Source organism: Streptomyces sp. NPDC019443 (assembly GCF_044389785.1).
Lineage (GTDB): Bacteria > Actinomycetota > Actinomycetes > Streptomycetales > Streptomycetaceae > Streptomyces.
The window spans coordinates 290,936-312,780 of record NZ_JBIRYJ010000008.1 but is presented as its reverse complement, the minus strand read 5'-3'; the positions used below and the strand labels follow the sequence as shown (position 1 = coordinate 312,780).

Annotated in this window: 17 protein-coding genes; 7 read left to right on the top strand and 10 right to left on the bottom strand. The window is 69.5% G+C overall.

Annotated elements, in window-relative coordinates:
- The first annotated feature begins 38 nt into the window (after positions 1-38).
- A complete protein-coding gene (locus ACH492_RS25550; RefSeq protein WP_398990004.1) occupies positions 39-1,103 on the top strand; it encodes a tetratricopeptide repeat protein in 1,065 nt (354 codons plus the stop codon).
- Positions 1,100-2,215 (top strand): polyprenyl synthetase family protein, encoded by a 1,116-nt coding sequence (locus ACH492_RS25545; RefSeq protein WP_398990003.1) that lies wholly within the window; start codon positions 1,100-1,102, stop codon positions 2,213-2,215. The genes ACH492_RS25550 and ACH492_RS25545 overlap by 4 nt, the downstream gene beginning before the upstream one ends.
- 486 nt (positions 2,216-2,701) lie before the next feature.
- Here the strand turns inward: ACH492_RS25545 and ACH492_RS25540 are convergent, their stop codons facing one another.
- The 4 genes from ACH492_RS25540 to ACH492_RS25525 are packed head-to-tail and all read right to left on the bottom strand — an operon-like array spanning position 2,702 to position 8,107.
- Positions 2,702-4,795, bottom strand: a complete 2,094-nt coding sequence (locus ACH492_RS25540; protein WP_398990002.1) for a PQQ-binding-like beta-propeller repeat protein — start codon at positions 4,793-4,795, stop codon at positions 2,702-2,704.
- A gap of 22 nt (positions 4,796-4,817) precedes the next feature.
- Positions 4,818-7,004, bottom strand: coding sequence for a protein kinase (locus ACH492_RS25535; RefSeq protein WP_398990001.1), 2,187 nt, complete (start codon positions 7,002-7,004; stop codon positions 4,818-4,820).
- Between the two features lie 6 nt (positions 7,005-7,010).
- Complete coding sequence (locus ACH492_RS25530; protein ID WP_398990000.1) at positions 7,011-7,910, bottom strand: serine/threonine protein kinase; 900 nt, start codon at positions 7,908-7,910, stop codon at positions 7,011-7,013.
- A 38-nt stretch (positions 7,911-7,948) separates the two neighbouring features.
- Complete coding sequence (locus ACH492_RS25525) at positions 7,949-8,107, bottom strand: hypothetical protein (RefSeq protein ID WP_398989999.1); 159 nt, start codon at positions 8,105-8,107, stop codon at positions 7,949-7,951.
- Positions 8,108-8,380: 273 nt separating this feature from the next.
- Here ACH492_RS25525 and ACH492_RS25520 point away from each other — a divergent pair, with 273 nt between their 5' ends.
- Both ACH492_RS25520 and ACH492_RS25515 read left to right on the top strand, forming a co-directional pair.
- On the top strand, positions 8,381-8,599 hold the full coding sequence (locus ACH492_RS25520; protein ID WP_398989998.1) for a twin-arginine translocation signal domain-containing protein: 219 nt from the start codon (positions 8,381-8,383) through the stop codon (positions 8,597-8,599).
- A gap of 226 nt (positions 8,600-8,825) precedes the next feature.
- Positions 8,826-9,950 carry a S1 family peptidase gene (locus ACH492_RS25515; protein WP_398989997.1) on the top strand — a complete coding sequence of 375 codons (1,125 nt, stop codon included), beginning with the start codon at positions 8,826-8,828 and terminating at the stop codon, positions 9,948-9,950.
- A 232-nt stretch (positions 9,951-10,182) separates the two neighbouring features.
- Here ACH492_RS25515 and ACH492_RS25510 read toward each other — a convergent pair whose 3' ends face one another.
- Both ACH492_RS25510 and ACH492_RS25505 read right to left on the bottom strand, forming a co-directional pair.
- Positions 10,183-10,656, bottom strand: a complete 474-nt coding sequence (locus ACH492_RS25510; protein ID WP_398989996.1) for a DUF1772 domain-containing protein — start codon at positions 10,654-10,656, stop codon at positions 10,183-10,185.
- Between the two features lie 67 nt (positions 10,657-10,723).
- Positions 10,724-12,340: a von Willebrand factor type A domain-containing protein gene (locus ACH492_RS25505; RefSeq protein WP_398989995.1), complete on the bottom strand. Its 1,617-nt coding sequence runs from the start codon at positions 12,338-12,340 to the stop codon at positions 10,724-10,726.
- Between the two features lie 626 nt (positions 12,341-12,966).
- On the opposite strand from ACH492_RS25505, the gene ACH492_RS25500 reads away from it, so the two are divergent.
- The gene (locus ACH492_RS25500) at positions 12,967-13,320 is read left to right on the top strand and encodes a hypothetical protein (RefSeq protein ID WP_398989994.1); all 354 of its coding nucleotides are present in this window, start codon (positions 12,967-12,969) and stop codon (positions 13,318-13,320) included.
- A 34-nt stretch (positions 13,321-13,354) separates the two neighbouring features.
- Here ACH492_RS25500 and ACH492_RS25495 read toward each other — a convergent pair whose 3' ends face one another.
- Both ACH492_RS25495 and ACH492_RS25490 read right to left on the bottom strand, forming a co-directional pair.
- On the bottom strand, positions 13,355-14,212 hold the full coding sequence (locus ACH492_RS25495) for an ABC transporter permease (RefSeq protein ID WP_398989993.1): 858 nt from the start codon (positions 14,210-14,212) through the stop codon (positions 13,355-13,357).
- Entirely contained in the window at positions 14,209-16,989 is a 2,781-nt protein-coding gene (locus ACH492_RS25490; protein WP_398989992.1) for an alpha/beta fold hydrolase, read from the bottom strand. Before ACH492_RS25490 ends, ACH492_RS25495 begins: the two co-directional genes overlap by 4 nt.
- Positions 16,990-17,134: 145 nt before the next feature.
- On the opposite strand from ACH492_RS25490, the gene ACH492_RS25485 reads away from it, so the two are divergent.
- Both ACH492_RS25485 and ACH492_RS25480 read left to right on the top strand, forming a co-directional pair.
- Positions 17,135-17,551 carry a GNAT family N-acetyltransferase gene (locus ACH492_RS25485; RefSeq protein WP_398989991.1) on the top strand — a complete coding sequence of 139 codons (417 nt, stop codon included), beginning with the start codon at positions 17,135-17,137 and terminating at the stop codon, positions 17,549-17,551.
- Between the two features lie 192 nt (positions 17,552-17,743).
- Complete coding sequence (locus tag ACH492_RS25480) at positions 17,744-18,931, top strand: S8 family peptidase (protein ID WP_398989990.1); 1,188 nt, start codon at positions 17,744-17,746, stop codon at positions 18,929-18,931.
- A gap of 125 nt (positions 18,932-19,056) precedes the next feature.
- Here ACH492_RS25480 and ACH492_RS25475 read toward each other — a convergent pair whose 3' ends face one another.
- A complete protein-coding gene (locus ACH492_RS25475; protein ID WP_398989989.1) occupies positions 19,057-19,830 on the bottom strand; it encodes a DUF2637 domain-containing protein in 774 nt (257 codons plus the stop codon).
- Between the two features lie 494 nt (positions 19,831-20,324).
- Positions 20,325-21,824 (bottom strand): CoA-acylating methylmalonate-semialdehyde dehydrogenase, encoded by a 1,500-nt coding sequence (gene mmsA, locus ACH492_RS25470; RefSeq protein ID WP_398989988.1) that lies wholly within the window; start codon positions 21,822-21,824, stop codon positions 20,325-20,327.
- Positions 21,825-21,845 lie beyond the last annotated feature (21 nt).

Genomic DNA, 21,845 nt, shown 5'->3' with positions numbered 1-21,845 from the left:
TGACCCCTGGCCAGAGCCCGAAAAGCAGAAAGGCACCCATGTACAGCAAGGCCTTCGCCGCCGAATATCAAGGCGCCCTCCAATCAATGTCGGTGAACGCCTCCTTGGCCGACGTACTGGCCAAGGGGACCGAGCAGTTGCGGGAGGCCAAGCTCTCGGGTTCCCAGCAGGAGGTCGCGCGGTCCGGGCTTGCCGTCGCGGAAGCACATCGCCGCCTGGGTCACGTCGCGGAGGCCGATCGCGCCTGGAAGGCGAGTTACCGCACCGCGCGCTCGGTCGGTGACCTCGGGGCGATGGCATGGGCGCTGTGGAGCGGCGGCACGCTCGCCCGTCAGCGGGGCGCCCTGGCTCTGGCCCGCCGCCTGCTCGGGCTCGCCGCCGAAATGGGCGAGCGCGGTGGTGACGTCGTAGCCCGGGGCTACTCGCTCGCCGGGATGGCGGAGACCGGCCGGATCCAGGGCGACTACGAGGCCGTTCGCGCCCTTCACGAGCAGTTGCTCGCCGAGGCCCGGCGGCGCGGCGAGGCCCGGCACACGGTGTGGGCGCTGGAGGGCATCGCGCAGATACACCGGAACACCGGCTCGTACGACACCGCACTCGCGATGTTCGAGGAAGCGGCTGAGATAGCCGAGAAGGCAGACGACAGGCGGGGCCGGGCGTGGGCACTGCGCGGCATCGCCGACATCGTGTCCGCACGGGACGACGAGCCGGATCGCGCCCTGGATCTGCTCTCCGAAGCCGAACTCATCTGCCAGGAGATGCACTTGACCAGTGCTCTGGCCTACAACCACAAGATGCGCGGCAACGTGCTCTTCCGCGCCCGCCGCTACGAAGAGGCTCAGCAGGCGTACGAACAGACCTTGGCGGAGTTCCGCGCCATCAGCGAGCCGCGTGGCGAGGCACTGGCCCGGCTGGGGCTGGTCAAGGCACTGGCCCAGCTAGGGCGGGACCAGGCGGAGACGGCCGCGGATCTGGACGAGTTGCGCCTCGACCTCGACCGGATCGGTCTGCACCATGCGCGCGACATGGCCGACAAGGCCCGGGCCGACCTCGGAATACCGCCCATGCCCTCCGGGTCGGGCAAGGGAGGCGGTCTGCGATGACCCTGCCGATGGCAACCAGCGACGTGCAGACGGCACCGCACCCGACGGCACCGCACCCGACCTCACCACAGCCGACCGCGCCGCACCCGACCGCACCACAGATCCTCGCCCGCTGCCGGGAACTCGTGCGGCCTGCCCTGGCCGCGGCCATTGAACGCCTCCACCCCTGGCCCCGCGAGATGGCCGCGTTCTCCCTGGGCTGGTGCGAGGTGGGCGGCAAGCCCGGATCCGGTGCTCATGGGAAAGGCGTGCGCCAGGCCCTCACCGTGCTCTGCGCCGAGGCCGCAGGCGCGCCCGGCGAAAGCGCCGTCGCCGGCGCGGTGGCCGTGGAGCTGATCCACACCTTCTCGCTCCTGCACGACGACATCATGGACGGCGACGAAACGCGTCGGCAGCGGGAGACCGTATGGAAGGCGTACGGCACAGGGCCTGCGGTTCTCGCAGGAGACGCGCTGTTCGCCCTCGCCCTGGAAACGCTGGCCACATCGCAGAACGCCAACAGTGTCGCTGCGATACGGAAGTTGTCCGAGGCATTGAACAATCTGGTACACGGTCAGGCGGAGGACCTGCTCTTCGAGGCCCGACCCTGGACAGGCCCGCATGCCGTGCAGCCGCACGAGTATCGGTCCATGGCGGACCACAAGACCGGTGCCCTCCTGGCCTGCGCCGCCGCCCTGGGCGCCGTACTCGCCGGAGCTCCGTCGTCCACCGTCACCGCCCTCGCCCAGGCAGGGCAGCACCTCGGCGTGGCATTCCAGGCGGTCGACGACCTGCTCGGCATGTGGGGAGACCCCGAAGTCACCGGCAAACCTGTTCACAGTGATCTGCGCCGGCGGAAGAAGACCTTCCCCGTCCTCGCCGCACTGACCACGAACAGCCCTGCAGCCCGGCGCCTCACCGCGCTCCTGGAATCTCCGTCTGCGCTGGACGAGGTCACCGTCCGCCACGCCGCCGAACTCATCGAGGAAGCCGGCGGGCGCTCCGCCACCCTGGACGAGGCCAGTCGGCACCTTGACATTGCCTCCGCCTGCTTGCACAGCGTCCCGCTGGCGCCGACGGCTGTCGGCGAAATCCTCACGCTGCTTCCCTTTCTCATCACACGAAGAATGTGATGTGAGGGGCTGCCGCCCGGAACGCTCCGACCACCCGTCAGTCGATCCACCCTTGGCGGAAATCCGGGAGGTGATCTCCCCGGCCTCTTGGCTGCCGGTATGGCCGGCGGTCTCTCGGCCGGGGTGACCACCCATCGGGTGAGGGGCGGCGAACGCGGACGCTGTCGCGGTGAAGACGGCGCCAACCGCGCTCGTCGGCCGCCCCTTCTCCGCAGACGCGGGAGGAACCAGCAGCGCGATGGCCCGGCCTGCTCGACGGATTCATCACCGAAACCGGACTGATCCCGGCCCCGACATAACGTCACCCCAATCCGAAAAGCTCAGTAGCCAGACAAGGCAGAGCCGTCAACCCGCCACGCGGCACCACCCTGCCGCGTGGTCGCGGGTGACCACGTGCCCGGCCGTGGGGAGTTGGGCTTCGATGGCCTGCACGGATGGGGACCGAGCATGCTGATCAAGGGGGCCACTCTGCCTTCGTTACGGTCCCTATGCGAACACCGGCAGCGCTATGAGCGAATCGCCGTCCCTGATGAAGATGCGGTTGCCGTCCCCCACGACCCAATACTTGCCTGCGTTCTTGGTCAGGGGGTAGGTCCATGCCTTCTTGCGGCTGTCCTGGTCGATGGCCCACACATTGACGTCAGGCACGGCAGACCCGCTGCTGATAGCGAATACGCCGTTGCCCTGGACGGCAACCGGGCTGTAAATGAAGTAGTCCTTGACTGACTTCCACTCCTCGGTCCCCTCTTCGTCGCTGTAGCCGCCGATGTGGGGCCCTTCCGTAACGTAGACGGTGTTCCCGTGGATGAGAGGTGGGCCCGCAGGTTGAGTCTTGCCATCGAGGATTCTGCTCGAGGCCCAGTGTTCGTTGCCGTCGGCGAGACTGCGCGCAGTCAGGGTCGCGCCGTTGATGTAGACGATGTCGCCGGAGATCACCGGGCTGACAGGTGCGCCGTCAATAGAGGATGGGTTCCCGAGCTTCCACAGCTCGTGACCGTCGCCCGCATCGACGGCGACGACATCGCCGGCCTCCGCCCCAGACGCCACGACCAGACGACCTCGTGCAGCAGTACCCGTCGGCGACTTCGTCTTGAGATCCACGGGAACACGGACCGTCCAGAGGATCTCGCCGTTGGAGCGGCTGATGCTGCGCAGTTCGCCGGCCTTGGTGGCCACGTACACCGCGGTGTCGTCGGTTGCGACAATGTTCTTGGCTTCCGCCGGGGCCTTCCATCTGGGCTCGCCGGTGGAGGCGACGAACGTGACCAGCATTCCCTTTGTGTCGACGGCCGCGATCAGCACGTCCGACAGTGAGCGGTATCCGCCTGCCACGTCGACCTCGGGTGCCGTCCAGCGACGCTTTCCGTCGATGACACTGTGAGCCGCGATTCCACCGCTCTTGGCGCCGACGACGATGACATCACGGACGGGCAGGGGGCCGGGCGACTCCTTGGCGATTACCGGCAAAGGCCCCCACAGAGGGGTGGGCTTCCGGCCGGAGACCGTGGTCGCGGACAGCGGGCGCGCCTCTGGTGCCTTGGCGGCGGGCGGAAGGGCGAAGGGGTCGCGCTCCTCACGCCCTCGCATCCACCAGGCCGCTGAGCCGCCGCCAGCCGCCAGTACGGTGCCGCCGACAGCCAGCGTGGTGATCAGGCGGCGCCGTGAGATTCGCTGGGAAGTGCCACTCCCTGACACGAGCGTGGTCAGCTCGTGAACAGTATTCTCACGCTGCTTGATATCGCTCGCCAGAGGGCCGTGACGCCACACCCGGTCCGCTCCCCGCGGCGGTGCGAAGGCCCCGGTGATCTGGCCGGGAGTGGGCCTGAAAGCGGGATCCTTGGACAGGCACGGGGCGATGAGGGGCCGCAGCTGTTCCGGTACGGGGCCCAGTTGGGGTTCGCCATGGACGACCTCGTACTGCACCGCTGCGACATGGCCGCCGTCGAAAGCCCGGGCCCCGCTCGCGGCGTATACCAGCACCGCGCCCAGCGAGAACACATCGGCTGGAGCACCGACGCGCTGGCCCAGCACCTGCTCAGGGGCGCCGTAGCCAGGGGTGATCGGGACTTCGCCGGTGGTGGTGAGGGTGAGCCCGTGTTCGGGTCGTGCGATACCTAAGTCGATGACGCGGGGGCCGGAGGACGTCAGAACGATGTTGGAGGGCTTGAGGTCGCGGTGGACCAGGCCCGCGGTGTGGATGTCCGTCAGCGTGCGGGCGATCGCGGCGGCCAGGGCTCGTACGGCCGAGCCGTCGAACGGCCCGTGGGTGCCCACCGCCTGGTCGAGGGTCGGCCCGGTCAGGAACTCGGTGGCGATCCAGGGCCGTCCGCCTTCGGTGTGGACGCCGAGGACGCGTGCCACGCCCGTGCTCGTGACGGCCTGTGCCATCTGAGCCTCGCGGACGAAGCGTTGGGCGAGGTTCTGGTCGTGGGCGAGTTCGGGTCTGAGAACCTTCACCGCGGCCGTGCGTCCGGTGTTGTCCTGACCGAAATACACCTTTCCCATGCCGCCTTCGCCCAGCACGCCGAGAAGGCGGTACGGGCCCAGTCGGAGCGGGTCACCGGTGCCGAGGGGGTTCATGAGGAGGCTGCTTTCTCTGAGCTCACTGGATGGGATAGCCCGCCATGAAGTCCGCGCCCACGGCGATCACCTTCTCGGGGATGCCCATGTGCGCGAAGAAGCGGTCGCCGGTGGCCTTGTACGCCTGGCGGAATTCGCCCGTCTCGGCGTTGATGACGCGGAGTCGTCCGGGGCTCTTGCTGTAGACAGAGCGGTAGAAAGCGACGGGTGGAGTGATGAGGTCGGCATCAGTCCCCTGGCCGCCTTTCTCCTCCCACTTCAGTTCTCCGGAGAACGGATCGAGAGCCACAACGCCGAGCCCTTCCTCAACGGCGAACACGAAGTCGTCGACTGCCGGTGGTCCGGTCCGACGGGAGCGCCCGAAGTTCCACGCCTCTCTGCCGTCGCTCAGATTCAAGGCGCGCAGTGCTCCCGTTGCCGGATACACCTTGTCGTATTCCACTGCGAGCATGCCCTGGACGTCGTCCGGTTTCGATACGGCCAGCGGTTGCTCCCAGCGGAGGTTTCCTGTTCGGGAGTCGCGCACCGAGAGTTTTACCTTGCCGTCCGAGGTCTCCTGCTGGAGCACGAGATACCGGTCGGTGGCATGGGCGTCAAGGAAGTGCAGCCGTCGCGACGTTTCGGGTCTGCGCGGTAGTGGCTGACGCCAGATAATTCTGTTCGTTCTGGTGTTGATCGCGAGGAGGAACCAGGACCGGTCGCTCCCGAAGCCGAGCCCTCGCCCTGAGTGCGTGCCCTGCCCGGCAACGAGATACAGGGTGCCTTCCACAGCGCACAGCAGCTGGGTTCCCTTGAGACTTCCGTTGAAGTCCTTGTACTCGACAGGAGCAGGGGTCAAGTTTTTCCAGCTGACAGACTTGATGCTGAGTGGCCCGTCACCGGCCGAAGGGGCTTCGCAGGTGTAGAGCCGCTCCAGGTCGGCGACGCACTGGTGCGCTGAGGCCTTGCTGAGGGTGCCGACCTCGACACCACCGTCTGCGGCATCGAGGACACGCACACCCCTGTCATCCGCCAGGGCGATCCCAGAAAAGTTGAGAGGAACAGGCCGCACGATCGTGGCTTTCGAGGTGCTGATCGGGACTTGCCAATCCATGTCCGGACTCGCTGTCGTCGATGTCGCGGGCTTCGGCTTGCTGCTCCCCGCGCTCTTGCCGTTGTCGCGCCCGTTCTGCGGTCCCAGCCATGCCCACACCCCGGTCCCGGCGGCAGCGACTCCGAGCACTGATCCTCCGCCTACCGTCAACAGCTTGCGGCGGGACAACGCCGGTGACACGGGGGTGGTCGGCGCTTGTGGCGACGTGTCCACCGGAGGCGGGAGGCGATGTGGCTGGGCGCGCCAGACTCTCGCTGCTCGTCGGCCTGTCTCGGTGAGCAGGGATTCCGAGAAATGGTGCGCGAAGATGGTTGTGTCCGTGGACAGTTGGGCCGCGAGTTCCGCTGTTGTAGGACGATCCGCCGGGTCCTTGCACAAACAGCGGGCCAGCACCGCGGTCAGCGATTCCGGGACGCCGGTGAGGTCGGGGTCGGCGTAGCGGACGCGGTAGAGGAGGTCGGACGGCTGACCGGTGCCGAACGGGCCGTGGCCCGTGGCGGCGTACGTGAGGACCCCGGCCAGGGCGAAGACATCGCCGGCGGAGGTGTGCTCCTGGCCCGTCGCCTGCTCCGGGGACATGAAGGCCGGGGTGCCGGCAGCGGCGCCGGTACGCGTGAGACGGTCGTCGCCCATCGCTCTCGCGATGCCGAAGTCGATGACCTTGGGGCCGTCCACGGTAAGCATGATGTTGGACGGCTTGAGGTCACGGTGGACGACGTCCGAGTCGTGGAGCTGCGCCAGAGCTGCGCACAGCAGGACGCCCAGGGCGCGTACCGCCGGCTCCGGGAGCGGGCCGGAGAGGGCGATCGCGTCGTCAAGGGGTGGCCCCAGGACGTACTCCGTCGCCATCCAGGGTGTCTCGGCGAGCGGGTCGGCGTCGAAGACCCGTGCACCGTGGATAGGACCGATGACGCGGGCTGCATCCACCTCGAGACGGAAGCGGGTACGGAAGGCGGAGTCGGCGGCGATCCGGGCGTGCATGGTCTTGAGCGCGACGGTACGGCCGGAGGCCGCGCGGGCGAGGTAGACGGTACCCATGCCGCCGCTGCCCAGGCGGGCTATGACCCGGTACGCCCCGAGCTCATGCGGGTCGTCGTGGGTGAGCGGGGAGAACATCAGGCGTCAGTCCAGGTTCAGGGCAGTAGGGGTGGGAAGTTCCGCGGCCAGGATCTCCGCCGACTGGCGGACCAGTGCCGCAACCACGAGGGCCGGCAGAAGGGCCGGGGCTGCGGCGTCCAGGACGGTGGCCTGCGGGGCCGCGGTGAGCGCCGGCGGCGCCAGTTCGGCGAGGATCTGGTGCGCCTGGGGCCGCTCCGCCGGATCGCGGGCGAGGCACGCCGTGATCAATCTGCGCAGGGACAGCGGAAGTTCGTCACGCTCGGGAACGGTGTGACCGCTGCACGCGTAGGAGAGCACTGCTCCCAGGGCGTATACGTCGCCGAGCGGCCGCGGGCGGCCGCCCTGAGCCTGCTCCGGGGCGAGGCTGCCGGAGTCCAGCCCTGGGTGGCCGGCGCGCTGTTCCCCGTCGGGCCCTGCGGAACGCACCGCTCCGAAACATGCCAGACGAGGCCCTTCGGCCGTGAGCAGTACGGCGGCGGGGGACAGGCCCGCATGTGCCACGCCCTGGGCGTGGGCGGTGGCCAGCATTTGAGCGAGGGCGGCACCCAGGGAACGTACGACCGGCTCGGGAAGCGGACCATCGTGCGCCGCCAGTGCGGCGGGGAGCGGAAGGGCGGGCACGTACGCCGACGTACGCCAGGGAAAGCCCGACGTGCCGCCGACTTCGGTGACCGGCAGCAGCCCGGGTATCGAGAGGCGTCGGGCGCCCTCCGCCTCTACCGCCCAGCGGCTCGAATCGGCGCCGATGCGGGGGACGCAGACGATGACCGTACGGTCGCCGTCGGCGCTCCGGGCGATGAAACGGCGGTCGGGGACGGTCCGTTGAGTGCTCTCCGCATCGAGCCGGGCCAGGGTGATGTACGGTCCGATCTGCGGTGGGTCGTCCTGACGTAGGCGTTCCATGCCAAAATTCCCCCGGGTGTGTGATGAGCGGGATGAGCCTACTCAAGCACCAGGTCCAAGCCGAAAGCGGGTGACACCGCGTCACCGGAGAAGCCGGCGGTCACGTCGACCCCGTTCAAGGCCTGGTAGACCTCATCGTCAGTGTTACCGGCAGTGGTGCGGGTGACCTGAATCGTTTCCTGGAAGTTGAGCAGCATCTTCGCGTGCAGTACCAGCCCGGCCTGCTCGACGGATTCATCACCGAAACCGGACTGATCCCGGCCCCGACGTAACGTCACCCCAAACCGAAAAGCTCAGTAGCTACGGCGAGGTCCTCGCCCGCACCCCTAATTTGTCATGCACCTGGACAGAGGCTGAGGCCTGTGCTGTCATGCCAACTGCCCCTCCTTTCAACATTGTTGACGGTCCATCGGCGTACACGCGCCAGCCCAAGCCCCCGTCTCCCCGAGGTCAACGGCAGGAGCGCCCCCATGCCGCTCAACCGACGCCACTTCCTCCAGACGGCCGCCCTCACTCTCGGCGCCGTCGCGCTCACCGCCACGCCGCCCTCGACGCCGCCGCGGTGCCGAAGCGAGCGGCTCTCATGCCTCCCGCTTTCCTCCGACCGGCGCCCGGCAGCATCACGGCTCGCGGCTGGCCGGCCGGGCAGCTCCATCCCTCTTGACAACGTTGCCAAGAGGGATGGTTAGTTCCCACCTCTGGAGGTTCCTCCGATAGAGCCTCCGCCGTCCCTGCTGAGGGTCTAACAGCCTCTACGGGCAGCCTCTACGGGGTGCCTCGCGCAGCGTTCTGAGAGCGCTCTCGGAAGACTGACTCGCCATCAACCCACAGGAAACGACAGAAGGGTTCACCACAGTGATACGCACATCAGTGAGACGCACATCAGTGAGACGCACCTTCGGATTACGCATCGGCATGACCGCGCTGCTCGTCCTCGGCGCGTGGGGCGGGGCGTCGCTCACCCCCGCCGCCGCGGCCCCCGAGCCCCGGCTCTCCGCCGGTCTGCTGACCGCCATGCAGCGGGACTTGGGCCTCACCGAGCCGCAGGCACGCGAGCGGCTCGCGCAGGAGCGGGCAGCAACCGCCCTCCAGGGCAAGGCGGAACGCGCCGCGGGCGCCGCGTACGGCGGCTCCTGGTTCGACGCGACCACCGGCAGGCTGACTGTCGCCGTCACCAGTCGCGGCAGTGCTACGGCCGTACGGGAGGCAGGCGCGGCGGTCCGGCTCGTACAGCACAGCGCGAAGGAACTGGACGCGGCCAAGGAACGCATCGACCGGCAGGCGGCGCAGTCCGCGCAAGGCGCTCCCCGCGGGGTGAGCGGCTGGCACGTCGACCCGCGGGCCAACCAGGTCGTCGTCGACGTCGTCGCATCCCGCCGCAGGGACGCCGATGTCCGGGCCTTCGTCGACCGCGCCCGCCGGGCCGGGCCGGTGCGGGTCGAAGCGGCCATGGACCAGGCGCCGGCCACGTTCGCCGCCGGAACCGTGGGCGGCGACCCGTACTACACGGGCAACGTCCGCTGCTCCATCGGCTTCTCGGTCCACGGCGGCTTCGTCACGGCCGGGCACTGCGGCAGGCCCGGCGACTTCGTCCGCGGCTGGGACGGCTCCGGCATGGGCACCTTCCAGGGCTCGTCCTTCCCCGGCGACGACTACGCCTACGTCGGCATCGGCCACGGCTGGTGGACCGTCCCGGTGGTGCTGGGCTGGGGCACCGTCCCCGACCAGCTCGTACGCGGCTCGGCGGAGGCCCCGGTGGGCGCCTCGATCTGCCGCTCCGGGTCCACCACCCACTGGCACTGCGGCACGGTGCTGGGCAAGAACGAGACCGTCAACTACAGCCAGGGCGCGGTCCATCAGATGACCAGAACCAACGTGTGCGCCGAACCCGGTGACTCCGGGGGCTCGTTCATCAGCGGCGACCAGGCACAGGGCGTGACCTCCGGCGGCTGGGGCAACTGCAGCAGCGGCGGCCAGATCTGGTTCCAGCCCGTGAACGAGATCCTCTGGCGGTACGGGCTGACGCTGCACACCGCCTGACGCACGGCTGAGAGATCTCGACGGACGAGTGTTCTCGGGGGCTTGACCAGGTCGCCGCCCGGCCTGGTCAAGCCCACGGGCGGTAACGCCGGTCAGCTCATGAGGAACACCGCGTCCCGGACGTACCTGCCCAGCAGGCGGCCCCCGGCGGGGATCGACGTAGGAGGTCAGGGCGAGAGCGACGCCGACGGCCCCGTTGATCAAGCCGGGGGCTGTCCCGGCCTGTTCACGGTCACTGCAGCGCGGCGCCGACCAGCAGGGCGAACGACGCGAGCGTGAACAGAGTGCGGATCAGGTGCAGGAGGTTCCAACGGGGCTCGAAGGCCGCGCGGACCTCGCTGTCGGGGGCGGCCGGGGAGGTGTTCTCCGCCGCGGCGAGGGCGTTGTTCAGCGGGATGTTGCCGGCGATGGTGATCAGATGGTTGATGACCGCGCACACCAGGCCCGCGACGATCAGCCAACGCTGGGTGTCCGTACGCCCGTCGACGGGCACGGCGAGTGCCGCGGCGGGGAAAGCGATGATCCCGAGGAAGAGGAGAAGGAAGACGGGACGCGGTACGACCTCGTTGATACGGCGCATGGCCGGCAGGAACTGGTCGTCCGACAGCCGGGCGAGCGCGGGCATGACCGAGATCTGGAAGGTCAGCATGAAGCCCGCGTACAGCCCCGTGAAGATGATGGCGAGGGCGAGGAGAAGGGTGGCCATGGCGCACATCATGACGCGAGGGGACGGGCAACGCGGCATCGCGCCGCGCCGCCCGTCTCCCTCCCCCTCAGTCCCGTACCCGCTGCGCCTGGGCGATCGCTTCCGCCAGCTCACGCACGGCGCCGTCCTCCGTCGAGCCCGCCAGCTTCCTCGCCCGGCCCGCCAGTTCGCCCAGGCCCGGCGCCCCGGGCATCAAGCCGCCCCGCAGTGATTCAGCGAAGTACGCCGCGACCGCGGTGACTTGGAGCCTCTTCGAGCCCGCGACCCACAGCGCGCCGTCGACCGCGTCCGTCTCGACCGAGCCCGTCTGTTCGTGCGGCGCCCGCGTCCTCGGGTCGAGCCAGCGGACGGTCGCCGTCGCGACGTGGCCGCTCGCGCCTTCCCTGAGCCGTACGGCATACAGCGCCGTCACCGTATGACCCGGGCCGACCTCGCCGCCGTCCACCGTGTCGTTGCGGAAGTCCTCGTCCTCGACCGCGCGGTTCTCGTATCCGATGAGCCGGAACTGCTGGACGGTCTCCGGGTCGAAGGCCACCTGCGCCTTGGCGTCCCGTGCGCGCAGTTCGACATGCGTGGGCAGCTGGTCGCAGAACACCTTCCTGGCCTGCTCGCTGGTGGAGACATACGTGGTGTGCCCGTCGCCCTTGTCGGCGAGCCGCTCCATCAGCGCATCGCCGTACTCACTGCCGACGCCCACGCCGAAGAGCGTGATGCCGTACGTGCGGCGGGCGTCGTCGATCCGGTCGAGGATCGCGTCGGCCTCGGTCTCGCCGGTGTTGGCGAGCGCGTCGGAGAGGAGGACGACGCGGTTGGTGGCCCCGCGGCGACGGCCCTCGACCGCCTCGTCGTAGCCCTGCCGCACGCCCGCCTCGACATTGGTGGAGTCCGTGGGCTCCAGGCTGTCGATCACCTTGTGGATACGGTCGCGGTTGTCGTCGACCCTGGTCATCCCGAGCCGCGTCCTGGCCTCGTCGCTGAAGGTGACCAGCGCGATCGAGTCGTCGTCGCGCAGCTCGTCGGTGAGGATGCCCAGCGACTCCTTGACCAGGTCGAGCCGGCCCGGCTCCGCCATGGAGCCGGAGATGTCGATGACGAAGGTGAGGGCGGCCGGCGGCCGTTCACCCTTGCGGTCGGAGGGGCGGGTGGAGAGGCCCACGCGCACCAACGACCAGTCCCCGCCGCCCGCTCCGTCATCGCCCTGGCCGCGGATCTCGCCCTCCGCGCTGCCGGGCCGCGCCCCGTCGACCGTCACCGAGAAGCCGTCGCCCTTCGGCCGCGGATAGTCCTGCCGGAAGCTGTTGATGAACTCCTCGGGCCTGATCTGCCCGGGCTCCGGCCGCCGCCCGTCGGCGAGGGTGCGGCGGGCATAGCCGTACGAGGCGGTGTCCACGTCGAGCGCGAAGGTCGACAGATAGTCGGGGGCCCGTTCGGACTCCCGGAACGCGTCGCCCTCCCGCGCCCCGTCAGCCCCGCCGTCCGCTCCCGTGGCTGGCGCGCCTCCTCCCCCGTCCGGCGCTATCGGCGCGGGATGGGGCCTCGCGCCGTCGTTCGCCCTCTCCTTGGCGCCGCCCTGGGAGGTCCGGTCGGCATGGCCGCCGCCACCGCTGCAGCCGGCGGTCAGCAGCATGCCGCCTGCCAGCACCGCGGCCAGCACTCCCCTGTACGTCCGTGCGCTGAGCTTCATCTGGGCTCCCCTGGGTCGTCAGCACTTGTGAATGTGACGTCCGAGACGGCCTCGGGGAGCAGTCGAAGGAGTTGCGGATGAATCTCAATGCGGCAACGACGGGCGGAAGTTGCCCGAAACCGTTTCCGGATCCGTTCCCGGAACCGAAAGGAATGGCAATGACTCGCCAGCCGCGAACCGGAACTTGTCACCATGTGCAATCGTGGTTGTACATGGAGTGGCATACGGATCCGAGGGGACGGGCCGTGTGGTGTGTGTGAAGGGCGGGGGATGATCTGTCATGGCAGTGGGGGTGGCCCCGGGCTCCGTGCTCGGTCGGGAGGTCTCTCGGTCTGTCCTGCGCGAAGCGCCGGGGCAGCCGGTTCAGGGAGTGACTCAGGTGAGAGCGGCCCTGACAGGGCTGGTCCGCTCGGCGCGCCATGAGCTCCTCAGCTTCGACGACCCGGCGAGCGCGCTGGGTCACGGCATCCCGGAGCCGTTCCTGGAATTCGGCGGTGCCTGTGTTCGTACGGCCGCCGAACAGACCGCGGAGGTCAGGCGGATCGCGCCCCGGCACGGGCTCCCATCTTGCGCAGCCGTGGCTCTGCCCCGGCGCGACCCGGGTGACGGACTCCATCCCGTTCAAAATGGTTGTCGCCGACCGCTCGGTCGCTGCCGTTCCTCTCGATCTGGAACTGCACTTCAACGGCGTGTTGTTGATCCGCGACCCCGTCGTCGTCCAGGCCCTGGTGCGCACGCACCGCGCCTGGTGGGACACCGGTGACAATCTGACCCGGCACACCGTGCCAGGCGCCGTGCCGGCCCATCTGCAACCGGTGCTCCTGACCCTGCTCGCCGGGCTCACCGACGAGACAGCCGCGACCCGCCTCGGCATGTCCGGGCGTACGTACAGCCGCCGCGTCGGTGAACTGCTCACCGACCTCGGCACGACGAGCCGTTTCCGGGCGGGAGCGGAAGCGGCTCGTCGGGGCTGGGTGTAGCGAGCCCTGCGCAAGTAGCCTCCTCCGCGGGCGGCTACGACACGATGTCCTTGCGGGAGAAGTTCCTGAAGGCGAGCGCGAACAGCACCAGGGCGTATGTCACCGAGACGGCCGCGCCCTTCACCATGCCGTTCCACTCCGGTTGCGGCTGGAGCGCGTCGATCCATGCGAACTGCCAGTGCGCGGGCAGCACATCACGCCACGACCCGAGCGCCGTGACCGCGTCCAGCACATTGCCGATGATCGTCAGTCCGACCGCTCCGCCGACCGCGCCCAGCGGGGCGTCGGTCTTGGTGGACAGCCAGAACGCAAGCCCTGCGGTGACCAGTTGGGAGAGGAAGATGAACGCCACGACCAGCGCCAGCCGCGACACCGTGTCGCCGGCTGCCAGGGAGCCGCCCGTGGGCAGCTTCAGCGGCCCCCAGCCGTATGCCGCGGTGCCCGCCGCCAGGGCCACCAGCGGGAGAAGCACCATGGCCGCCGCGCTGAAGCCGAGCGCCACCGCCAGCTTGGACCACAGCAGCCGGGTGCGCGGGACGGGGGCTGCCAGCAGATAGCGCAGCGAGGACCAGTTGGCCTCCGAGGCCACCGTGTCTCCGTGGAAGAGGGCCACCGGCACCACCAACAGGAAGCCCGCAGAGACGAACAGACAGGTGGCGGCGAAGTTCGCGCCCGACGCGGTGGCCGTGTCGATCAGAGTGATCCGGCCGTTCTCCCCGCCGTCAGGCGTGCCGCCGATCGCGAAGGCGGCGATCAGAATGAGCGGCAGCGCGGCCAGCACCCCGGCCATCACCAGCGTCCGCCTGCGCTTCAGCTGCCGTACCGCCTCGACACGCAGCGGCAGGGTGTGCCGTGCCCGGTAGCCCGGGGCCGAATCGACCAGCGTGCTCATGCGGATCCTCCGATCAGGTTGAGGAAGGCATCCTCCAGGCGGCGGTGCGGACCGACGCCCGTCAACGGCACGTCCAGCCGAACGAGTTCGCCGATCATCCCGGTGGCGGTGGCCCCGTCGAGCCGTACGAGCAGTCCTTCGTCCGTACGGGCCGCCGAACCGATCCCCGGCAACGCGGCGATCTTCTCGACCACCGGCTCCGGCACCTCCTCCGCGGTGGTGACGAGCAGCGTGTCGCTCTCTCCGGTGATCTCAGCGACCGGTCCCGCCTGCACCAGCCGGCCGCGGTCCATGACCACCAGATGGGTGCAGGACTGCTCGACCTCGGAGAGGAGATGACTGGAGACGATGACGGTCCGGCCCCCGGCCGCGTACCGGATCATCACGTCCCGCATTTCGCGGATCTGGGGCGGGTCGAGTCCGTTCGTCGGCTCGTCGAGGATCAGCAGATCCGGCATGCCGAGCATGGCCTGGGCGATGGCGAGTCGCTGGCGCATGCCCTGCGAGTAGGTGCGTACGGCGCGGGCGAGGGCGTCGCCGAGACCCGCGATCTCCAGGGCCTCCTCGATGTGTGCGTCGCTCGCGGGTCGGCCGGTGGCCCGCCAGTACAGCTCCAGGTTGTCGCGGCCCGACAGATGCGGCAGGAAGCCGGCGCCCTCGACGAACGCGCCGACCCGGGAGAGCACGGGCGCGCCCGGCCGGATGGCGTGGCCGAAGACGCGGATCTCGCCGTCGTCGGGCCGGATGAGCCCCATCAGCATGCGGAGGGTGGTGGTCTTGCCCGCGCCGTTGGGTCCGAGAAGGCCGAGGACCTGGCCCTTCTCGACACGGAAGGACAGCTCCCGTACGGCATACCGGTCCGCGGACTTGGCGTACCGCTTGGTCAAGCCGGTGATCTCCAGGGGCACTTCGGCACGCTCGGGGTCGGGTGCCGGGGCGAGGGCACGGCGCCGGGCGGTGAGCAGCAGCGCCGCCGCGATCAGTGCGCCCGCGGCCGGGAGCGCCCAGGTCCACCAGGGCAGTCCCGCGGCCTGGGTCTTCACGGCGGGCGCGCTGGGCACGGCGAGCGCGCCCTCATCGAGGAGGGAGACGGTGTACGTGGCGGGGGCGGCCGGCGAGGCATAGCCGAGGTCCGTCGCCGAGAGGACAAGACGCAGCCGGTGTCCGGCGTCGACGTCGTGGTCCACGGCGGGCAGGGTCAGTGTGACGTCCTTGCCCTGCTTGGCGTTCTCGACGCGGACCGGCGCGACGAGCTGGGAGGGCAGCACCTGTTGGCGGCCGTCGGGCCCGACGTCGTACACCTTCCCGAACAGGACGGCGTCGCCGCTGCTGGAGGCGACCTTGACCCGGACGGTCGGCGAGCCCGTGATCCGCAGCGACCGAGCCAGCGGCGCGGAGTCGAAGCGTGCGAACTGGCCGGGGAAGTCGAGCGAGAGGCCGAGACCGAGAGAGGAGAGCCGGCCGAGTCCGCCGCCGAGGCCCGGGACGGCGGAGATGGCGGGCGGGTTGGCGCCGGCCGGGTTGACGAAGCGCTGCTCGCGGCCGGTGAGCGGGACCGGCTGTGCGCCGCTCGCGAGACCCGGGTAGCTGTCGCCGGTCGCGCCGCGCAGCAGGGCTTCGCCGTCGGTGGAGTCGACGCCTCCGGTGCGGCTGACGCGGAAGGCGGGTCCGGTGTCCGCGCCCTTGTCCTGCCCCAGGTACCGGTCGAACCAGTCGCCGATGCGACCCTCGACGCGGCCGGTCTCCCGGTCGCCGCCGTCGTGCCCGCCGGCGATCCAGTCGACCGAGACGGGTGCGTCATTGGCGCTGATCCGCTTGGCCATGGCGTCGGCGTGCGAGAGCGGGAAGAGGGAGTCGGCCTGGCCCTGCACGATGAGCGCGGGCACCTTGATGCGGTCGCCGACTGCGGAGGGACTGCGGCTTTCGAGAAGCGTACGGGCTGCGGCGTCGGGCTTTCCGGCGACGGCGACGCGCTCGTACATGGCGCACAGCGCGGGCTGGAAGCGCCCGCAGCCGCCCGGGTTCGCGGGGCCCGCGGCCGCATCGGCCTTGGCCGCCCCGGCGGCTGTGGCGGCGTCGCCGGCAGTCGCGGGACCGGCCGGGGCGTCTCCTGCGGGCGCGTCTCCTGCGGGCGCGTCGGCGGGGGCGGCTCCGTCCGTGCCGGCCGCGGAGCCGGTGGAGAAGAAGATTCCGGCCCAGAGCTTCTTGAAGACGCCGTTCGGGAAGAGGGCGTCGGCCAGGTTCCAGTAGGTGATCTGGGGAGCGATCGCGTCGACGCGCTTGTCGTGTCCGGCGGCGAGCAGCGAGATCGCCCCGCCGTAGGAGGAGCCGGTGATGCCGACGCGCGGATCGCCGTCCGCGTCCAGCCGCACCTCGGGCCGTTCGGCCAGCCAGTCGATCAGCCGGGAGACGTCCTTGACCTCGAATGCGGGATCGTTGAGCCCGATCTGCCCGGTGGACGTGCCGTGGCCGCGGGCGGACCAGGTCAGCACGGCGTATCCGTCGCGGGCCAGCTTCTCTGCCTGGGCGCGGACATCGTCCTTGCTGCCGCCGAAGCCGTGCCCGATGAGCACGGCGGGCCGGCGCTCCGTGCCGCCGGCCGTGAAGTAGGAGGTGTCGATCTTCGCCCCGGGCATTTCCTGCACCCGGTCCTCACGGTGCACGGCCGGTGCACCGTCGTCGGCGACCGCGGTCCAGGTGCCCGCGCCGGCGAGGACGGCGAAGGCGGCCACGCCCGCGAGCCATCGGCCGCGCGGCCGGGGAAGTCGGATCTGCATGGTTGAACCCTAAGCGGATCCCCTGTGCCGTCTCGGCTGCCGCCAGGCGGAACTCATGAGCCTCCGCAAGTAGTACGGAGTACGGTCGCCCTACACCAGACGCGGTACGCACCCCCGTAGGTAAGGGGCCAGGAAAGGGACCCGTATGGACATCCGGCGCGCGACGACCGTGGCCGAGCTCACCGCGGCCGAGCACCTCTACGACGGACCGGCGCGTGCGGAGTGGGCCGAGCGCTTCCTGGCCGCCCCCGGGCATCTGATGCTGATCGCGTACGTGGACGGGGCGCCGGCCGGGATGGTCTCGGGCATCGAGATGCTCCATCCCGACAAGGGCTCGGAGATGTGCCTGTACGAGCTGTCGGTGGACGAGGCGTACCGCAGGCGCGGCATCGGAAGGGCGCTGGTCGAGGAGTTGCTCAAAGCGGCGCGGGAGCGGGGCTGCTACGACATGTGGGTCGGCGTGGACACGGACAACGACCCGGCGCTCGCGACGTACCGCTCGACGGGGGCGAAGGACGACGGCGTGTTCGCGATGCTCACCTGGGACTTCCTTCAGGCATAGCCTCCGGAATACGGCATTCCGCAACGTTTCCACTCGGCCTGATGGATGTTCACAATCCGGCGTCCCGCCATGTCTTACACATTCCGCTCTCTTGTGTCGCAGGTCACGTCACGAGACCCTGGTCAGCGCATATGCACCTCCTGACACCATGCACGACCGTACTTGCCCGTCCTCCGGTCAACGAAAGGTCAGGTGCACGAGATGAGAAGCACTGCCCGCCGCTATGGGGCGCTGATACCCGCAGTCGCCCTTGCGGCCGGTCTCCAGTTCGCCGCCTCCCCCACCGCGCAGAGCGCGACCATCGGCGATCTCCGTCTCGCTCCCACTGCAACTGCCATACAGAACAGCTGGATTGTCGTCCTGAAGGACGGCTCGACGCACGCCGCCGATCTGGGCGTCACGCCGAAGCACACCTACCGCAGCGTCCTCGAGGGCTTCTCCACGACGATGTCCCGCGCGAAGGCGGCAGAGCTGGCCGCCGATCCGCGTGTGGCGTACGTCGAGCAGAACTCCACGGTCCGTCTCAACGAGACCCAGGCCAACGCGACCTGGGGCCTCGACCGCGTCGACCAGCGGAATCTTCCGCTGTCGAAGTCGTACACATACAACACATCCGCGTCGAATGTGAACGCGTACATCATCGACACCGGGATCCGCACGTCCCACAGCGAGTTCGGCGGCCGCGCGAGCGTCGGCACGGACACGGTGGGTGGCGGCCAGAACGGCCAGGACTGCCAGGGCCACGGCACGCATGTCGCGGGCACGGTCGGCGGCAAGACATACGGCGTCGCCAAGGGCGTCAAGCTCATCGCCGTACGGGTCCTGAACTGCAGCGGCTCCGGCACGACGGCGGGTGTCATCGCCGGCGTCGACTGGGTGACTGCCAACGCCAAGAAGCCGGCCGTGGCGAACATGAGCCTGGGTGGCAGCGCGAACACGTCGCTGGACAACGCGGTGAAGAAGTCCATCGCCTCGGGCGTCAGCTACGCGATCGCCGCGGGCAACGGCAACATCATCGGCCTGCCGGCGAACGCCTGTAACTACTCGCCCGCACGCGTCCCCGAGGCGATCACGGTCGGCGCGACGGACAGTTCCGACCGGCGGGCGTCGTTCTCGAACTACGGGACGTGCCTCGATCTGTTCGCGCCGGGCGTGAACATCACCTCGGCGTGGAAGGACAACGACACGGCGACGAACACGATCTCGGGCACGTCGATGGCCACCCCCCACACGGCGGGCGTCGCCGCGCTCTATCTGTCGACGCACGCCACCGCTACCCCGGCGCAGGTCCGGGACGCACTGGTGAACAACGCGACGAGCGGCAAGGTCCAGGACCCGCGGACCGGGTCACCCAACAGGCTGCTGTACTCGCTGTTCTAGACCCGCTCTTCCAGTAGACCCGCTCTTCCGGCAGACCCGCACTTCCGGCCGAGCAAATGCCCGAGGAGCGCCTCCCCAGCCGGGTACGGGCGCTCCTCGGGCAGCATCCTGCCTGCCGGCTTCGCCTACTGCGACTCCGAATGCTCATGACCCATGCAAGGGTGCGCGCCTTTGCACCAGCCGCCTGCCCGGTCGTGCGCCGGTCGGGTGAGAGTGATGTGGCGTACGAGCTGATGGAAGCAGACCATGGACGCGAGGGCGGGGAGACCGGCGACGGCCGCTCCGCTGACGGTCCTGGGCGCCTCGGCAATGCACGTAAGAACGGCGACTCCGCAGAAGAGCACGGCGAAGGCCCAGGAGTGCGGAGCGCTGCGGCGGTGCAGCGCGGCGCGCAGGATCGAGAGGGATGCGACCATCCACGGTCCGTACACCAGCATCGGCCACCAGGGCGCCAGGCCGTGGGCGCCACCGGGGACAGCGACCTGACGCAGGATGTCGTGGGTGAACAGGCCCCCGAGGACGCTCACCATGGCAATGATGACCGTGCTCACCGCCGCGATGGCGTAGCTCAGGGACTGGTTGCGAGTGAGCGTCCACGCTCTCGTCTTCACCTTGTGCATCGGGCGCCGACGGTGGCAGGACGGGCCGATGGCCGGGGGCCGCAGTTCCATGACCGGCTTCGGCAGGTCCAGGGGCTCGGGAGCTTCCTGCAGCAGCTGCGTCAGTTCGACGTCCGGTTCCCAGCGCCCCTGCAGAACATCTAGGTCCGGGGCGGAGATTGGTTCCTGCACGAACGCGGAAGGGTAGCCGTCCCACTGGCCGGGGAGGGTGGCGTACGCCTCGCCGTATTGCTCAGCAGCAACACCGTACGTGCCGAACTGGTCATATCTGTCATGCATGTGGTTCCTGCCGTGGACGATGTAGGAGGTAGAGGCTGAGGCCGCTCCCGCAGCGGGCCGCAGCTGTAGCGTGCGAGCGCACGCGCGGCGGTCACGCCGGGGAGCGACGGGCGTAATCGGCCTCGATCTGCTCCATGGCCGCCATGAAGTCCGCCAGTTCCGGGTTCCACGGCCGGACCAGGGCGGCGGCACCTTCTGCGCTGGTGTTCATGGGCCGCAGGAGCGATCCCTCGGAACGCGAGTTGTGCAATTGGGGCTGTGCGATAGGCGTTTTCACAGACCTCTCAACGACAACCACGCCCCGCCCGCTGTCGGCCACCTGGATGACAAATAAATAGGAATTAGAGGAAATCTGCTCTCCCATTCGGCGGGGCCCTGCCCCGGCGCGCCACACGTGAACTGCGTTCCCTTTTCAGCGAGTTGGGTGAGCCGCCCTGAAACAGGACCGGCCCGTACGGATGAACGTTCCGTACGGGCCAGGTGCCTGTTGGCGGTCAGTGGTTGCGGGGGAAGCCCAGGTCCACGCCCGCCGGGGCGTCCGAGGGGTCCGGCCAGCGGGTGGTGACGACCTTGCCGCGGGTGTAGAAGTGCACGCCGTCGTTGCCGTAGATGTGGTGGTCGCCGAAGAGCGAGTCCTTCCAGCCGCCGAAGGAGTGGTAGCCCACCGGGACCGGGATCGGGACGTTCACGCCGACCATGCCGGCCTCGATCTCCAGCTGGAAGCGGCGGGCCGCGCCGCCGTCGCGGGTGAAGATGGCGGTGCCGTTGCCGAACGGGGACGCGTTGATCAGGGCCACGCCGTCCTCGTACGTCTCCGCGCGCAGCACGCACAGCACTGGGCCGAAGATCTCGTCGCGGTAGGCGTCCGAGTCGGTCGAGACGCGGTCCAGGAGCGACAGGCCGATCCAGTGACCGTCCTCGAAGCCGTCGACCGTGTAGCCGGTGCCGTCCAGGACGACCTCCGCGCCCTGGGCCGCCGCTCCCGTGACATAGGAGGCGACCTTGTCGCGGTGGGCCTTGGTGATCAGCGGGCCCATCTCGGACTCCGGGTCGTTGCCGGGGCCGATCTTGATCTTCTCGGCGCGCTCGCGGATCTTCTGGACCAGTTCGTCGGCGATGGAGCTGACCGCGACGACCGCGGAGATCGCCATGCAGCGCTCACCCGCGGAGCCGTACGCAGCGGAGACCGCAGCGTCAGCGGCCGCGTCCAGGTCCGCGTCCGGGAGGACCAGCATGTGGTTCTTCGCGCCGCCGAGCGCCTGGACGCGCTTGTGGTTGGCGGAGGCGGTGGTGTGGATGTAGCGGGCGATCGGGGTGGAGCCGACGAAGGAGATCGCGGCGACGTCCGGGTGGGCGAGCAGCGCGTCGACCGCGACCTTGTCGCCGTGGACGATATTGAGCACGCCGTCGGGCAGGCCCGCCTCTGCGGCCAGCTCCGCGAGGAGGTTGGACGCCGACGGGTCCTTCTCGCTCGGCTTCAGTACGAAGGTGTTTCCGCAGGCGATGGCCAGCGGGAACATCCACATCGGGACCATCGCCGGGAAGTTGAACGGCGTGATGCCCGCGACGACGCCGATCGGCTGGCGGATCGCGGACACGTCGACCCGGTTGGAGACCTGGGTGGACAGTTCGCCCTTGAGCTGGGTGGTGATGCCGCAGGCCAGCTCCACGATCTCCAGGCCGCGGGCGACCTCGCCGAGCGCGTCGGAGTGGACCTTGCCGTGTTCGGCGGTGATCAGCGCGGCGATCTCGTCGCGGTGCGCGTCGAGGAGCGCGCGATAGCGGAAAAGGATGCTGGTGCGCTGCGCGAGCGAGGACGTGCCCCAGGTGGCGTACGCCTCCTTCGCCGCCGTGACGGCCGCGTCTACCTCCTCGGTCGAGGCCAGCGCGACCTGGGTGGTGACGGCGCCGGTCGCCGGGTCGGTGACTGGGCCCCAGTTGCCGGACGCGCCCTCGACGGTCTTGCCACCGATCCAGTGGTTGACGGTCTTCATTTCGTGCTCCTTCACAGATGG